This is a genomic window from Franzmannia pantelleriensis (genome assembly GCF_900102875.1).
GTDB lineage: Bacteria > Pseudomonadota > Gammaproteobacteria > Pseudomonadales > Halomonadaceae > Franzmannia > Franzmannia pantelleriensis.
In genome coordinates this window covers 15,674-29,743 of the sequence record NZ_FNGH01000022.1, presented here as the reverse complement: position 1 = coordinate 29,743, position 14,070 = coordinate 15,674, and the positions used below count along the sequence as shown (strand labels likewise).

Below are 14,070 nucleotides of genomic sequence, written 5' to 3'. Positions count from 1 at the left end.
TGCTCGAGCGTCTTGCGACGCGCCGTTCAAGTGGTGCGCATTCTACCGTTTCCGGCAGCTCTGTCAATCGTTTATCTCGTCGAACCGACCAGAAAAACCTAACAAAACCAAGTGCTTGCACCTCTCCAAACCGCTACCAACGTGTGCCCGTCGGCAGCAGCGGATGCGTACTTTACGGACTTACTACGGGCCACGCAAGCCCCTGGCGAAGAAAAAATATAGCCCAGCTTTCGGGCTTTCGCCATACCTCTCCCCAACCTTGCTGGCTAACGAGCTAACGAGACATTGAAGGGCATCGATTAGACCGAGCGCTCACGCAGGCGGCGGAGCGAACAACGGCTCAATACGGCAATGCCAGATAGTCCAACAAGGTGATGGCTCCCCGAGCAGGACTCGAACCTGCGACCCAATGATTAACAGTCATTTGCTCTACCAACTGAGCTATCGGGGAATGACGTGCGAGATGCGATGCTACGAAGCTGACAGCGGCGGGATGGCTCCCCGAGCAGGACTCGAACCTGCGACCCAATGATTAACAGTCATTTGCTCTACCAACTGAGCTATCGGGGAATCGCTTGGCTGTCATAGTGTTCCAGGGAATTCAGGACCGTGGGATGGCTCCCCGAGCAGGACTCGAACCTGCGACCCAATGATTAACAGTCATTTGCTCTACCAACTGAGCTATCGGGGAACATCCCGGAACACGCGACGTAGTATACGGATCAGATCATCAAGGTCAAGCGCCGCACCTGATTTCACCACTAGGCCCATAACGCACGACGCCCGGTACCAAGGGCACCGGGCGTCGCTGAATATCTTGGTGGCTACGCCCTGATTCGAACAGGGGACCCCATCATTATGAGTGATGTGCTCTAACCAGCTGAGCTACGTAGCCACATGATTGCCCGCCAGCTACCAGCGGGCAACGGGGGCGAATTATGCCTATGCCAGCCACGCCTGGCAAGCCCCCAGGACGTAATCACTGGTCGATATCAAGCGCTGCATGCACCGCAGCCAACCCATCGTCGCCGTCCCGTGTCGACACACCGGTCAGCCACTCATCGAGCACCTCGGGATTGGCTTGCAGGAGGGCACGCGCCGCATCGCGCGGATCCTCGCCATCATCCATGATCGCCGCCATCAGCTGATTTTCCATCTCCAGAGTGAAGGAAAGGTTGTCCAGCAGCGTACCGACATTGGCACACTCTTCGGCGTAACCCGCGCGGGTATTGGTATAGACGGTGGCACCGCCCATATCAGGACCAAAGTAATCGTCGGCCCCTTCCAGGTAAGCCATGTCGAAGTTGGTATTCATCGGGTGCGGCGCCCAGCCCAGGAATACCATCCACTCCTCATTACCGACCTTGGAGCGCAGCTCGGCCAGCATGCCCGCCTCGCTGGAGTCGCGCAGCCGCCAATCGCCAAGCCCGAAGGCATCGTCATCGATCATGTCCTGGATCAGCTCGTTGCCGTCATTGCCGGCCTCGATACCATAGATGACGCTTTCGAACTGCTCGGCATGCTCATCGAGATCGGCTACAGAGGTCACGCCCGCATCATGGACGTACTGCGGCACCGCCAGGGTGTACTTGGCACCCTCTAGGTTAGCGCTCAAGCGATCGACGTCCCCATCCTCGATGTAGGGATCGCTAATCGACGCCATCGACGGCATCCAGTTGCCTAGGAAGACATCGAAGTCGCCATTGCGCATCCCGCTGTAGGCGATAGGCACTGACACGGTATCGACTCGCGTTTCATAGCCCAGCCCTTCAAGCAACTCGCGGGCCACCGCGGTAGTCGCCGTAATGTCGGTCCAGCCGACCTCAGCAAAACGTACGTTAGCGCAGGATTCAGGCTCATTGGCCTGGGCCACGCCGGCAGCCAGCACCCCCATGGCCAGTAGCGATCCACTGAACAGTAGGCGAGTGTGATTCGACATGAGGTTCTCCTTGCATAGATGTATCGGTAACCAAGCACGATGCTTCTTTATATCTTGTAGGATACATGCCACTCTTTATTGATTGAACGTTCAATAAAAAAGAGGCATACTTTCTACCATAGTGGGTTAGCCGCATTCTGGCTAGCCCAAGCAGCCGAAACACGAACCGTTAGTCCCTACTCAAAATAGCCAAAGGAGGCGACCGGTGCCCAAGGTAGGAATGGAACCCATCCGCCGCCGCCAGCTCATTCGCGCCACCATGGAGGCGATCGATGAGGCTGGCCTGGCCGATGCCACGGTGATTCGCATTGCGCGGCGCGCCGGCGTCTCAGCGGGTATTATCAGCCACTACTTCGGCGGCAAGGATGGTCTGCTCGAAGCGACCATGCGCCAGATCCTCAATGATCTTGGCGAAGCGGTTGCCGTACGTCGCCAAGCCCTGCCCGCTGACAGTCCCCGCGAGCACATCCGCGCGATCATCGATGGTAATTTCGACCGCAGCCAGGTCAGCCAGTCGGTGATGAAAACCTGGCTGGCCTTCTGGGCCAGCAGCATGCATCGCCGGCCGCTCCAGCGCCTGCAGTACGTCAATGACCGGCGCCTGTACTCCAATCTTTGCCACCAGTTTCGATACTGCCTGCCCAAGACCGAAGCGCGACGTGCCGCCGCCGGTCTGGCAGCCATGATCGATGGCCTATGGCTGCGCGGCGCGCTGGCTCCGGAAGGCCTCGACGTCGACCGCGCACGTTCACTCGCCTACGACTACCTCGACGAACAGCTGGGGCCCAACGCCCCACAGTGACGGGAGATCTTCTAATGACTCAACTGACCACACAGCAGCTCTATATCGGCGGCCAGCACGTCGACGCCACCTCCGGTGAAACCTTCGCGGTCATCAACCCTTTCGACGGCAGCGTGCTGGCCAACGTCCAGCAAGCCAGCGAGGCTGACGTCGACCGCGCCGTCGCCGCCGCACGCGAAGGCCAGAAGGTATGGGCCGCGATGTCAGGTATGCAGCGCGGACGCATCCTGCAGCGTGCCGTCGCCCTGTTGAGGGAACGCAACGACGAGCTCGCCGAGCTCGAGACCCACAACACCGGCAAGCCAATCAGCGAAACCGCGGCGGTCGATATCGTTACCGGCGCCGATGCACTCGAGTACTACGCAGGTCTCGCGGCGGCCATCGAGGGCAGCCAGATACCGCTGCGTGACGACTCCTTCGTCTATACGCGTCGCGAGCCGCTCGGCGTGATCGGCTCCATCGGCGCCTGGAACTACCCGATCCAAATCGCCTGCTGGAAGTCCGCACCCGCACTGGCCGCCGGTAACGCCGTGGTCTTCAAACCCAGCGAAGTCACTCCGTTGACCACCATGAAGCTGGCCGAGATATTCACCGAAGCGGGCCTACCGGACGGCGTATTCAATGTCGTCCACGGAGATGGCCGCGTCGGTCAGTTGCTTACTGGCCACGCCGGCATCGACAAGATCTCCTTCACCGGCGAGGTGGGCACCGGCAAGAAGGTGATGTCAGCTGCCGCCGGCTCGACCCTCAAGGACGTGACCATGGAGCTTGGTGGCAAGTCGCCGCTGATCGTCTTCGACGACGCCGATCTCGATCGCGCCGCCGATGCTGCGATGATGGCCAACTTCTACTCCAGCGGGCAGATCTGCACCAACGGCACCCGAGTGTTCGTCCAAGGCAGCGTCAAAGAGGCCTTCGAAGCCAAGATCAAGGAGCGCGTGGCACGTATCCGCGCCGGCGACCCGCTCGATCCATCGGTCAACTTTGGCCCGCTGGTCAGCTTCGAACACCAGGAGAAGGTGCTCTCCTACATCGCCCTCGGCAAGCAGGAAGGCGCCCGCGTACTGGCAGGCGGCGAAGCCTGGAGTGACGGTGAACGTGCCGGCATTGACTGGCATAAGGGTGCCTGGGCCGCTCCTACGGTATTCACCGACTGCAGCGACGAGATGCGCATCGTGCGCGAGGAGATCTTTGGCCCAGTGATGTCGATTCTCTCCTTCGACGACGACGCCGAGGTCATCCGCCGCGCCAACGACACGCACTACGGCCTGGCTGCAGGCGTCTTTACTGAGGGGCTGAACCGCGCGCATCAGACCATCCACCAGTTGGAAGCCGGCATCTGCTGGATCAATACCTGGGGCGAATCTCCCGCCGAAATGCCAGTGGGCGGCTACAAGCAGTCCGGCGTTGGCCGCGAGAACGGCGTCGAAACCCTGGCCCACTACACCCAGACCAAATCGATCCAGGTCGAGATGGGGCCTTTCGAGTCGGTTTTTTAAGGAGGTCGCATGTCCCAGCATCGTGAATTCGACTACGTTATTATCGGCGCCGGTTCGGCGGGCAATGTGCTGGCCACTCGCCTTACCGAGGACCCGGACGTCAGCGTGCTGTTGCTCGAGGCTGGTGGCCCCGACTACCGCTTTGACTTCCGCACCCAGATGCCCGCAGCGCTGGCCTTCCCGCTACAGGGCAAGCGCTACAACTGGGCCTTCGAAACCGACCCCGAACCACACATGAACGGCCGTCGCATGGAGTGCGGTCGCGGCAAGGGCCTGGGTGGCTCATCGTTGATCAATGGCATGTGCTATATCCGCGGCAACGCTCTCGATTACGACAACTGGGCCAAGCAGCCTGGCCTCGAGGACTGGACCTACGCCGACTGCCTGCCCTACTTCAAGAAATCAGAGACCCGCGATATCGGCCCTAACGCCTACCACGGCGGCGACGGCCCAGTCAGCGTGACCACGCCCAAGGAGGGCAATAACCCGCTCTATCATGCCTTTATCACAGCGGGGCAAGAGGCCGGCTACCCCGAGACCGAAGATGTCAACGGCTACCAGCAGGAGGGCTTCGGCCCCATGGATCGCTTCGTCACCCCCCAGGGGCGGCGAGCTTCCACGGCGCGAGGCTATTTGGACATCGCCAAGCAGCGTAGCAACCTGACCATCGTCACTCACGCCACCACCGACCGCATCCTGTTCGAAGACAAGCGCGCAGTGGGCGTCAGCTACCTGCACAAGAAGCAGCCGCTGGAAGCCCGCGCGCGTCGCGAGGTACTGCTGTGCGGCGGCGCGATTGCCTCGCCGCAGATCCTGCAGCGCTCCGGCGTCGGCAACTCCGAGCACCTCGCCGAGCTGGGCATCCCCACCGTCCACGACCTCAAGGGCGTCGGTGAGAATCTGCAGGACCACCTGGAGATGTACATACAGTACGAATGCACGCAGCCGATTTCGCTGTACCCGGCGCTGAAATGGTACAACCAGCCGAAGATCGGTGCCGAGTGGCTGCTGTTGGGCAAGGGAATTGGTGCCAGCAACCAGTTCGAGGCGGCCGGCTTCATTCGCAGCCGCGATGAGGAGGCGTGGCCCAACCTGCAGTACCACTTCCTGCCTATCGCCATCAGCTACAACGGCAAGAGTGCGGTGCAGGCCCACGGCTTCCAGGCCCACGTTGGCTCCATGCGCTCCGAGAGTCGCGGTCGCATCCGCCTGACATCCCGCGATCCACGTCAGGCGCCTAGCATCCTGTTCAACTACATGTCCAAGGAGAAAGACTGGCAGGAGTTCCGCGATGCCATCCGCCTGACTCGCGAGATCATCCAGCAGCCAGCCATGGACGCCTACCGCGGCCGCGAAATTTCGCCAGGACCGGACGTGCAGAGCGATGCCGAGCTGGACGCCTTCGTCAAGGCCCACGCCGAGACCGCCTACCACCCCTGTGGTAGCTGCCGCATGGGCGATGACGAGCTGGCGGTGACCGACGGCCAGGGCCGCGTGCACGGTGTGCATGGCCTGCGCGTGGTCGATGCCTCGCTGTTCCCGGTGATTCCCACCGGCAACCTCAATGCGCCGACCATCATGCTGGCGGAGAAGATCGCCGACCGCATCCGTGGTCGCGAGCCACTGCCCAAGAGCGATGCGCCCTACTACATCGCCGGCGATACGCCAGCCCGCGGCACGCCTGCGCGCAAGGACGTTGACTGAGCGGGCTTATCCGTCGGCAGGCCTGCCGACATCCCCCCGCTAGTGAACAAGACGGCCCCGCTGATACGCTCAGCGGGGCCGTTTGCTTACCAGTCAGGACTGGCCAGGCCACGACCAATGCACTAGTCTACAAGCATTCAAACGCTTGTTAGAATGTCGTCGTCTCAATGATGACTGCTCTGGAGGAGATCCCGCATGTTGCAACTGCTGTTGATCATCGTGGCCGTGGTTGGCCTGCTGATGGTGATGCGCCGCGAGGCAGGCGCCCTGCCGGCGCTTGGCGTATTGGCCGCCACCGGCATCGCCGGGATAGTACTCGGCGCCCCCGTACTCGGCACACTGCTACTGATCGGCGCCATCGCGGTGGCGGCATGCGGCCTGCCGGCCCTGCGCAGCAAGTGGCTGACGCCGCGCATCTTCGCCACCTTCAAGAAGGTCGCCCCCAAGGTCTCCGATACCGAGCGCACCGCGCTGGAAGCCGGTAGCGTCGCCTGGGACGGCGAGCTGTTCAGCGGCAAGCCGAACTGGGACGCCCTGATGGCCTACGGCGACGATGGCCTCAGCGACGAGGAGCGCGCCTTCGTCGATCACCAGTGCAGCGTTGCTTCCGGCATGACCAACGCCTGGGATATTACCCGCGAGCGCGCCGACCTGCCGCCGGAACTGTGGGAGTACCTGAAGAAGGAAGGCTTCTTCGGCATGATCATCCCCAAGCAGTACGGCGGCCTGGGTTTTTCGGCCAAAGCGCAGTCGGCGGTGCTGCAGAAGCTCGCCATCAACGAGACCCTGATGGTCACCGTTGGCGTGCCCAACTCGCTGGGTCCGGGTGAGCTGCTGCTCAAGTACGGCACCCAGCAGCAGAAAGATCATTACCTGCCGCGCCTGGCCGACGGCCGCGAGATCCCCTGCTTTGGCCTGACCGGGCCCCGCGCCGGCTCCGACGCCACCTCGATCCCCGATACCGGCGTGGTCTGCAAGCAGGTCATCAACGGCGAGGAGGTGCTCGGCCTGCGCCTCAACTTCGAGAAACGCTGGATCACCCTGGCGCCGATCGCCACCGTGGTCGGTCTGGCCTTTCGCATGTTCGACCCCGACGGCCTGCTCGGCAGCGAGAAGGACCTGGGTATCACCTGCGCGCTGATCCCCCGCGATACCGACGGCATGGAGATCGGCCGTCGTCACCACCCGATCGGCAGCCCGTTCATGAACGGCCCGATCATGGGCAAGGATGTCTTCGTACCGCTGGACACCATCATCGGTGGCCCGGAGATGGCCGGCCAGGGCTGGCGCATGCTGGTCGAGTGCCTGTCGGTGGGTCGCTGCATCACCCTGCCCTCCGGCGCTACCGGTACCTCGCGCTATGCGCTGGGCTGGAGTGGCGGTTTCGCACGCGTCCGTCGCCAGTTCAACCTGCCGGTGGCCGAGATGGAAGGCGTCCAGGAACCGCTGGCGCGCATCGCCGCACTCTCCTATATCGCCCAGGCCGCAGTGATGGAAACCGCCAACATGATCGACCAGGGCGAAAAGCCCGCGGTGCCCTCGGCGATTCTCAAGAGCCAACTGACCGAGTTCCAGCGCGACCTGCTCAGCCACGCCATGGATATCCACGGCGGCAAGGCGGTAACCCTGGGACCGCGCAACTACATCGGCATCGGCTATAGCGCCAACCCGGTGGCGATCACCGTGGAAGGCGCCAATATCATGACCCGCAACCTGATGATCTTCGGTCAGGGGGCGATCCGCTGTCATCCCTACGTGCTCGAGGAGCTGGCGGCCAAGGATGCCGACGACCTCAAGGCCTTCGACAAGGCGTTCTTCGGCCATGCCGGGCTGATCTTCGGCAACACCGCCCGTGCCTTCACCCAAGGGCTGGGGCTGGGCAAGGCGGCGACGCCCTTCGACGAGGTCGCCGCTCCCTACGCTCAGGAGGTGGCACGCCTCTCCGCCGGCTTCGGGCTGTGCGCCGACGCTGCCATGGCCAGCCTCGGCTCGGCGCTGAAGTCCCGCGAGATGGTCTCGGCACGTCTCGGCGACGTGCTCTCCAACCTCTATCTGACGTCGATGGTGCTCAAGCAGTGGCACGCCTCCGACAAGGTCGAGAGCGAAGCCGCGTTGCTGCATTACAGCTGCCGTCTGCTGCTGCATCGCGCCGAGCAGGCGCTGATCGAGCTGTTCGACAACCTACCCAACAAGGGCCTGGGCAAGCTGCTGTCGTGGCTAGTGATGCCGCTGGGACGCCGCTGGACGACGCCCCATGACGACCTGACCCGTGAGATCGCCCAGCAGGTCTCGCGCCATAGCGCGCTGCGCAGCAAGCTGCTCGGCAACACCTGGGATCAGCAGGAAGAAGGGCAGCAGGACAATCCGCTGGCACGCTACAACGCCCTGCTGGTCGACTATGATCGCGCCGAGGCGCTGTATCGCACCATCAACAAGGCCTACGCCAAGGGTGAGTTGCCGGTGGAGGCATTGCATCCAGAGCAGCGCATCGAGGCCGCCCGGGAGGCCGAGCTGATCAGCGAAGACGATGCACGCTTCATGGTCGCATACGAAGCGGAGGTGCTCGACATGCTGACCGTCGACGACTTCGCCTTCGACGCCTTCGCCCAGCAGCAGGAAAAGGTGATCTGGCATAACGCTGCCTGACCCGCTGACCGACCTCGACACCCCGGCCAATGATGCCGGGGTGTCGCGCTTTGGGGCAGCCAAGGCCGCCCAACCTTGGCACTGACCCCACTCCATCCGTTATCATATTGATTCCGCCGCACTACTCTTCACAGGTTCTAGGCGGAGCAGGTCAACGACACCGTAGTAGACAGTGAAATATCATAACAACCGCCTGCTTACAGGATCGCTGTGGCGATCCATCCACACGCCGCACGCAGCGTCTTCGCTACGCTGTCAGGCACCATTCGCAACCGTCAGAGTGACGCACTCCCCCGCCCGCCACTGCGGTTCGGCCGGTGTAAGAACGTCTCGACGCTAGCGCGTCAGGCCCGCGCCACGAACCGGGGGACGACAACAGGCAATCCAATGAATGAAGAACGCAACGTCAAGATTCGCGTACGCAATCTGAGCAAGGTGTTCGGCGCGCAGCCGAAAAAGGCCCTGGCACTCCGTGACCAGGGGCTCAAACGCCCCGAGATCCTCGACAAGACGGGCCAGACACTCGGCTTGTCCAACATCGACTTCGATGTCCATGAGGGGGAACTGCTGGTCATCATGGGGCTCTCGGGCTCCGGCAAGTCGACGCTGATCCGCTGCCTCAACCGCTTGATCGAACCCACCGAGGGCGAGATCGTGATCGACGGCGAGGACATCCCGACCCTGAGTGACAAGGCGCTGCTGGAGTGCCGCCGTCGCCACTTCTCGATGGTCTTCCAGAACTTCGCCCTCTTCCCGCATCGTACCGTGCAGAAGAACGCCGAGTTCGGCCTCGAGATTCGCGGCATCGATCCCGCTGAACGCGCTGAGACGGCCCGCAACGCGCTCAAGCAGGTCGGGCTGGACGGCTGGGAGGACGCCTACCCCAGCCAGCTCTCCGGCGGCATGCAGCAGCGCGTCGGCCTGGCCCGCGCCCTGGCCAACGACGCCAGCGTGCTGCTGATGGATGAGGCATTCTCGGCTCTGGATCCGCTGATCCGTGGCGACATGCAGCAGGAGCTGCTGCAGCTGCAAAGCCGCATGCAGAAGACCACGGTGTTCATCACCCACGACCTCGACGAAGCGCTGACCATCGGCGATCGCATCGTGCTGCTCAAGGATGGCGAAGTGGTACAGATCGGCACGCCCGAGGAGATCCTCACCAAGCCCGCCGACGACTATGTGAGACGCTTTATCGAAGGCGTCGACAAAGCACGCATCCTTACCGCCGAAAGCGCCATGCGCCGAGTGCGCTCCACGGTCCGCGACAGCGATGGGCCACGGACGGCGCTGCGCAAGATGCGCGAGCACGGCCTCGACTCCATCTACATCATCGACCGCGATCAGCAACTGGTCGGACTGATCGAGGCCGAGGCCGCCAGTCAGGCACTCGAACAGGGCAAGGAGCGTGTCACCGAGGTCATGACGCAGGACTTTCGTCGCGTCAGCCTCGAGGAGCCGATGCATCATCTGTTTGCCATGTTCAGTGAGCACAGTTTCCCGATCGCCGTGGTTGACGACCGGCAACGCCTGCTCGGCGTGGTGGTGAAAGGCGCCGTGCTGGACCAACTGGCCCAGGCCGCCGAGCCCGCGCAAGTCGCAGAGACCCAAACTACCGCCCCGGCAGGAGACGCATGATGGCTATCGACATTCCCCGCATTCCCCTGGGCGGCTGGATCGAAGGCGGCCTGAGCTGGCTGACCAGCGAGTACTCGATGGTGACCCGCGCCATCTCTCGCGCCACCCAGACCGGTATCAACGGCCTCAACGACGCCCTGATGTGGCTCCCCCCCTGGGCGCTGCTGCTGATCATCGTGGCGATCTGCTGGAAGCTGGCGAATACCCGGCTGGCCATCGGCGCCGCCGCCGGCCTGGCTCTGATCTGGAACCTCGGGCTTTGGAATCCGATGATCGAGACGCTGACCCTAGTGGTAATCGCCACCATGGTCGCGGTGGTCATCGCCCTGCCGGTAGGCATCGCTGCCGCGCTCTCCGAGCGTCTCTATCGCACCCTCATGCCGGTACTCGACTTCATGCAGACCATGCCGGCTTTCGTCTACCTGATTCCGGCAATCCCGTTCTTCGGCATCGGCTCGGTCTCGGCGATCTTCGCCACGGTGATCTTCTCCATGCCACCGGCGATCCGCTTCACCACCCTAGGCATTCGCCAGGTGCCCAAGGAACTGATCGAGGCCGCCGACGCCTACGGCGCTACCCGCGGCCAGAAACTGGTCAAGGTACAGCTACCGCTGTCGCTGCCGACGGTGATGGCAGGGATCAACCAGACCATTATGCTGGCACTATCGATGGTGGTTATCGCGGCCATGATCGGCGCCGATGGCCTGGGCAGCGAAGTGTGGCGCGCCATCCAGCGGCTACGCCCCGGCGACGGCTTCGAGGCGGGCATTGCAGTGGTCATCCTCGCCATGCTGCTCGATCGCCTGACCCAGTCGCTCAGCAAGGAGCGCAAGTCGTGAAATCAGGGTGGCCCCTTGAATCCATTCGTCCGGGCCACCATGGTGTATTAGTGAACCGCAAAGAGGGGAATAACATGAAGAAGCAAGCACTTAATCGTCGTATCCGCACCACCAGCCTGGCGCTGGCCGCAGGCGTTGGCCTCACCGCCGCTGGTGCTGCCCAGGCCCAGGACACCGTCAACCTGGCCTACGTCGAGTGGGCCTCCGAGGTCGCATCCACTAACGTGGTGCGCGCGGTACTGGAGCAGGCAGGTTACGAGGTCGACATGACATCGCTGTCCGCTGCTGCCATGTGGCAAGCACTTTCCACCGGCGATGCCGACGCCATCGTCGCCGCCTGGCTGCCCACCACCCACGCCGACTACCTCGAACGTGTCGGTGATGACGTGGAAGACCTGGGCGTCAATCTGGACGGTACCAAGCTCGGCCTGGTGGTTCCCGAGTACACCGACGTCGACTCCATCGAGGATCTCAACGACAACGCCGACCTGTTCAATGGCGAGATCATCGGCATCGATCCGGGTGCCGGCCTGATGGGCCTGACCGAGGACGTGATCGAAGAATATGGCCTCGACCTGCGTCTGCGCAGCGGCAGCGACGCCACCATGGTCGGCGCCCTGAGCAGTGCCATCGACAACGAAGAGGACATCGTCGTTACCAGCTGGACGCCACACTGGATGTTCGCGCGCTGGGACCTCAAGTACCTCGAGGATCCGCAAGAAGTCTACGGCGGCGCCGAACAGATCCACACCGTGGTGCGTGCAGGCTTCGGCGATGATAATCCTGGCGCCTATGCCATCCTCGAGGCCTTCGAGTGGACGCCCGAGCAGATGGGCGAGGTCATGCTGATGAACCAGGAAGATGGTTCCGACCCCTACGAGAATGCACAGCAGTGGGTTGAAGACAACCAGGACGTTGTCGAAGAGTGGCTCTCAGCTGCGCAGTGATGCCTTCACCAGCGCAAGCATGATGTAGCACCTCAGGGGGATGGCCAAGCGGCCATCCCCTTTTGCGTTATCGCTACGTCACAGCGGCCAGACCAGCATGATCATCGGAATCGCGACCACCATCACCACCAGTGACAGCGGGAGGCCTAGCTTCCAGTAGTCGCTGAAGCGGTAGCCTCCCGGGCCCATCACCAGTGTATTGGACTGGTGGCCGATCGGCGTGAGGAAGGCACAGGAGGCGCTCACCGCCACCACCATCAGGAAGGGGTCCAGCGACAAGCCGAAGCCACTGGCCAGGCTCGCCGCAATCGGCGCCATCAGCAATGCCGCCGCGGCATTATTGATCATGTTGGAAAGCAGCGTAGAGAGCATGAACAGCGCCACCAGGGTGGCCATCGGTGGCCAATCGCTACCCAGTGTCAGCATCCCTTCGGCGATCAGCGCCGCACCGCCGCTGGTATCCAACGCCTCACCCACCGGCAGCATCGCCGCCAGCAGCACGATCACTGGCCCGTCGATAGCCTGGTAGCCGTCGCGTAGCGGCAGCACACCGACCAGCAGTGATACCAGGGCCGCCGTAGAGAGCGCCACTGCCGCCGGCAGCAAATCGGTAAGCATGGCGACAATCGCCAGCGCGAAGATGCCGATCGACAGCAGCAGCATGCGCGGCTGACCAATGGTCAGATTGCGATTGGCCAGTGGTAGGCAGCCAAGCGTCGCCAGACTCTCCGACAGTCCGCCCTCATCGCCTTGCATGAGCAGCACATCGCCAGGCTTGAAGCGGATCTCACGCAAGCGCTGCTTGAGACGTGCCCCGTCGCGGGCCACCGCCACCAGATGCAAGCCATGCTGGTTCTGCAAGCGCAACTGCACCACGGTTCGATTGACCATCATCGAGTCGTTGCGCACTACCACCTCGACCAGCTGCAGGCCTTCGGTATCAACGCCGCCATGTTTCTTCTTATCCTGCGTCTTACGGCCCTGCTTGGTTTGCTTATGCTCGTCTTGCGCCTGCTGTTTGGCGGTATCGGCCTCGTCCTCCTCGGCCTCCGCCCCCAGTGACAAGCCGGCCTTGTCCTCGAGCAGCTTCATCTCCTCGGGCCCACCCTCCACTAGCAGGATATCGCCTTCGCGCAGACTGCCATGGAAGACGTGGCCAGCACGCCGCTTGTCATCACGCACCACCGCCAGCACCGGAATGGTCTCTTCCAACGCCTCGTGCAGCTCGCGCAGTGTCCAGCCAATGGCCTTGGACTCCTCGCCCACCTTGAGTTCGACCAGGTAGTTGTCGGTATCGAACAGCTCCTCGGCGGACGACTGCCCCTGACGATGCGGCGTTAGCCGCCAGCCCACCAGCACGATAAAGAGCAGCCCCACCGCCGCCACCGCCACACCGACGGGAAAGAACGAGAACATGCCGAAGTTTTCGCCGGTCTGGGCACCACGGTAGCTGGCAATAATGATATTGGGTGGCGTACCGATCAGGGTCATCAAACCGCCCAGCAGCGAGCCAAAGGCCAACGGCATCAGCAAAAGCGAAGGCGACCGGTCGTGCTCGCGGGCCATGCGCACCGCCACCGGCAGCAGCAGCGCCAGCGCCCCAACGTTGTTCATCACCGCCGACAGCACCGTGACGGTGCCGGTCAGCACCAGCAGCTGGAGCACCAATCGCTCGCCGACCTTGAGCGTCTGCTCGGCAATCACATCGACCAGCCCCGAGCGTTCGAAGCCCTTGCTCAACACCAGCACCGCCGCCACGGTAATCACCGCCGGGTGGCCGAAGCCCATGAACGCCTCGTCTGCCTCCACCAACCCCAGCATTACCGACGCCAGCAGCGCCGAGAGTGCGACCAGATCGTAGCGGAAGCGCCCCCACACGAAAGCCGCCAGGGTCAGCCCCAGAATGATGAACACCAGTGTACTGTTGGCCATGGTTATCTCACCTCCCTGTCGATTACCACTGCCACCAGCACACCAGCACAACTGCGCCAACGCCACTGTTTTTTACTTCGTAGCGCAAAAAACCCTGCCTAAGCAGGGTCTTGAAATAATACTGCCC

9 protein-coding genes and 4 tRNA genes are annotated in these 14,070 nt (G+C 62.7%); 7 read left to right on the top strand and 6 right to left on the bottom strand.

What is annotated here, in order from left to right:
• Positions 1-375: 375 nt before the first annotated feature.
• From BLT16_RS19695 to BLT16_RS19675, 5 genes are all read right to left on the bottom strand, one after another.
• Positions 376-451, bottom strand: a tRNA-Asn gene (locus BLT16_RS19695).
• A 43-nt stretch (positions 452-494) separates the two neighbouring features.
• Positions 495-570, bottom strand: a tRNA-Asn gene (locus BLT16_RS19690).
• A 45-nt stretch (positions 571-615) separates the two neighbouring features.
• Positions 616-691, bottom strand: a tRNA-Asn gene (locus BLT16_RS19685).
• Between the two features lie 127 nt (positions 692-818).
• Positions 819-895, bottom strand: a tRNA-Met gene (locus BLT16_RS19680).
• Positions 896-979: 84 nt separating this feature from the next.
• Positions 980-1,939, bottom strand: coding sequence for a choline ABC transporter substrate-binding protein (locus tag BLT16_RS19675; RefSeq protein WP_089660647.1), 960 nt, complete (start codon positions 1,937-1,939; stop codon positions 980-982).
• A 205-nt stretch (positions 1,940-2,144) separates the two neighbouring features.
• Here BLT16_RS19675 and betI point away from each other — a divergent pair, with 205 nt between their 5' ends.
• The 7 genes from betI to BLT16_RS19640 all read left to right on the top strand — a co-directional run bounded on the left by betI (position 2,145) and on the right by BLT16_RS19640 (position 12,011).
• Complete coding sequence (betI, locus tag BLT16_RS19670) at positions 2,145-2,741, top strand: transcriptional regulator BetI (RefSeq protein ID WP_176817287.1); 597 nt, start codon at positions 2,145-2,147, stop codon at positions 2,739-2,741.
• A 14-nt stretch (positions 2,742-2,755) separates the two neighbouring features.
• Entirely contained in the window at positions 2,756-4,240 is a 1,485-nt protein-coding gene (betB, locus tag BLT16_RS19665; protein ID WP_089660645.1) for a betaine-aldehyde dehydrogenase, read from the top strand.
• A 9-nt stretch (positions 4,241-4,249) separates the two neighbouring features.
• The gene (gene betA / locus BLT16_RS19660) at positions 4,250-5,944 is read left to right on the top strand and encodes a choline dehydrogenase (RefSeq protein WP_089660644.1); all 1,695 of its coding nucleotides are present in this window, start codon (positions 4,250-4,252) and stop codon (positions 5,942-5,944) included.
• 195 nt (positions 5,945-6,139) lie between these two features.
• Positions 6,140-8,590 carry an acyl-CoA dehydrogenase gene (locus tag BLT16_RS19655; protein ID WP_089660643.1) on the top strand — a complete coding sequence of 817 codons (2,451 nt, stop codon included), beginning with the start codon at positions 6,140-6,142 and terminating at the stop codon, positions 8,588-8,590.
• 387 nt (positions 8,591-8,977) lie between these two features.
• The gene (locus BLT16_RS19650) at positions 8,978-10,225 is read left to right on the top strand and encodes a quaternary amine ABC transporter ATP-binding protein (protein ID WP_089660642.1); all 1,248 of its coding nucleotides are present in this window, start codon (positions 8,978-8,980) and stop codon (positions 10,223-10,225) included.
• 5 nt (positions 10,226-10,230) lie between these two features.
• Positions 10,231-11,064, top strand: coding sequence for an ABC transporter permease (locus tag BLT16_RS19645; RefSeq protein ID WP_089660649.1), 834 nt, complete (start codon positions 10,231-10,233; stop codon positions 11,062-11,064).
• A gap of 74 nt (positions 11,065-11,138) precedes the next feature.
• Entirely contained in the window at positions 11,139-12,011 is an 873-nt protein-coding gene (locus BLT16_RS19640; RefSeq protein ID WP_089660641.1) for a glycine betaine ABC transporter substrate-binding protein, read from the top strand.
• A 78-nt stretch (positions 12,012-12,089) separates the two neighbouring features.
• Here BLT16_RS19640 and BLT16_RS19635 read toward each other — a convergent pair whose 3' ends face one another.
• Positions 12,090-13,943 carry an SLC13 family permease gene (locus BLT16_RS19635; protein ID WP_089660640.1) on the bottom strand — a complete coding sequence of 618 codons (1,854 nt, stop codon included), beginning with the start codon at positions 13,941-13,943 and terminating at the stop codon, positions 12,090-12,092.
• Between the last annotated feature and the right edge of the window lie 127 nt (positions 13,944-14,070).